The organism is Streptomyces sp. NPDC054794 (genome assembly GCF_053611585.1).
Map to the genome: position 1 here is coordinate 1 of NZ_JBSHAQ010000143.1, position 1,437 is coordinate 1,437.

At 69.0% G+C, this 1,437-nt stretch carries 1 protein-coding gene; it reads right to left on the reverse strand.

Annotation, left to right across the window (positions count from 1 at the left end):
• Nucleotides 1-17 precede the first annotated feature (17 nt).
• On the reverse strand, nucleotides 18-1,184 hold the full coding sequence (locus ACWGKT_RS48435; RefSeq protein ID WP_453278812.1) for an IS110 family transposase: 1,167 nt from the start codon (nucleotides 1,182-1,184) through the stop codon (nucleotides 18-20).
• Between the last annotated feature and the right edge of the window lie 253 nt (nucleotides 1,185-1,437).

A 1,437-nucleotide genomic window follows, 5' to 3' on the forward strand; every position in this document is an offset into this window, starting at 1 on the left:
GGGTGCCTCTGTGTTTGTCAAGGTGTCTGGTGCGGTGGCGTAGGCTCGGTTTTGGCGGGTCCGGGAAGTGACTTGTCCGAAGAGCCGGCCGTCGGGGTTGGGCCGACCGCGCTGGATGCTGTAGTCGCCCCCGGTTGTCCTCCTGGGCCCGTCGTTCGGGTGCGACGGCGTTCGTCGCCGACCATCGTGCGCCAGACGTGATCAGCCAGGCGGCGCTTCAGGCAGCGCTGTGCTTCCCTGGGTGTCTTGCCTTCTGCGATTTTGGCCTGGAAGTAGGCGTGACCCCGGGTGCCGGGCATGCGGATCTGCGTGATGGCCACAGTGTGGAGTGCCGCGTTGAGCTGGCGGTCGCCGCGCCTGGACAGGCGGTGGTGTGCGCGGCCGGCGCTGGCTATCTCGATGGGGGCGGTGCCGGCGTACTGGGCGAAGGCGCTGGCAGTTGGGAAGCGGGCGGGGTTTCCGGTCCGGCCCAGGAGGCGGGCGGCGGTTATGGCTGCGATGCCCGGAGTGTCGGTCAGCCGGCTTCCGGACTCCGCGACCAGTGCGGCCATGGCTTTGGCGTTGTCTTTCAGCTTCACGTCCCATGTGCGGACCTCGGTGATCAGGTCGGCGGCGAGGGCGCGGCGGGTGGTTTCGGCGGGACCGACGGGGACGACCGTCTCCAGCAGCTGCTCGGCCTTGGCCGCGGACAGATCGCGTGGCGCCCCTCCGGGCAGCAGGGCTCGCAGCAGCGCGTGGAGCTGGTTGACCGCGCGGACCCTGGCCTGCGCGAGGTTGCTGCGTCGTTCGTCCAGCAGAGCCAGCGCGTCCGTTGAGCCCTCGGGCTGCACCGGTCGCGCGTCGCCTTGGACAGCGGCGACGCAGGCCGCCGCCGCGGCATCGATGCGGTCGTTCTTGCGGCCTGCGCCGCGGGAGAGCTGCCGGACACGGGCGGTGGCACTGGGCGGGACGTCGACGACCTGTTCTCCCCGGGCGAGCAGCCATGACGTCAGGTGGTGTCCCAGGCCCTTGGCGTTCTCGACGGCCCATCGCCGCTGGGGCCACTGGCGGGCCCAGTCCAGCATGCGCTGGTATTCCTGGAGAGTCCCGTCGATGCGGATCGATGCCTGATCACGGTTGGTTCCGGGATCGACGGCCGTGGCTGTGTGGGTCGACTTGTGCGGATCGATGCCGATCAGCATCATCGGCGGTCCCCTTCCTCGGACGTCGGGTCGGTGAAATCCGCAGCTGACATCCCGACTTCGAGAAACGTGGGGTGGCCGGTGCTCATGCCTCTGTTGAGTCAAGCCGCGAACGGATACCGGGCAGGTCGACACACCCAAAGAGAGCCAGCCCTTGCGGGCGGCAGGAAGTACTCGAGTCAGCCTGCCCGGCGTCCTGCGGCACGTTACGGGCGGCCAACCCGATCACGAACACCGCTACCCCAATACAAGTCGG

Bases quoted from the DNA above. Each gene is read 5' to 3' on its own strand.
- ACWGKT_RS48435 (WP_453278812.1), bottom strand. From the start codon at position 1,184: ATGATGCTGATCGGCATCGATCCGCACAAGTCGACCCACACAGCCACG.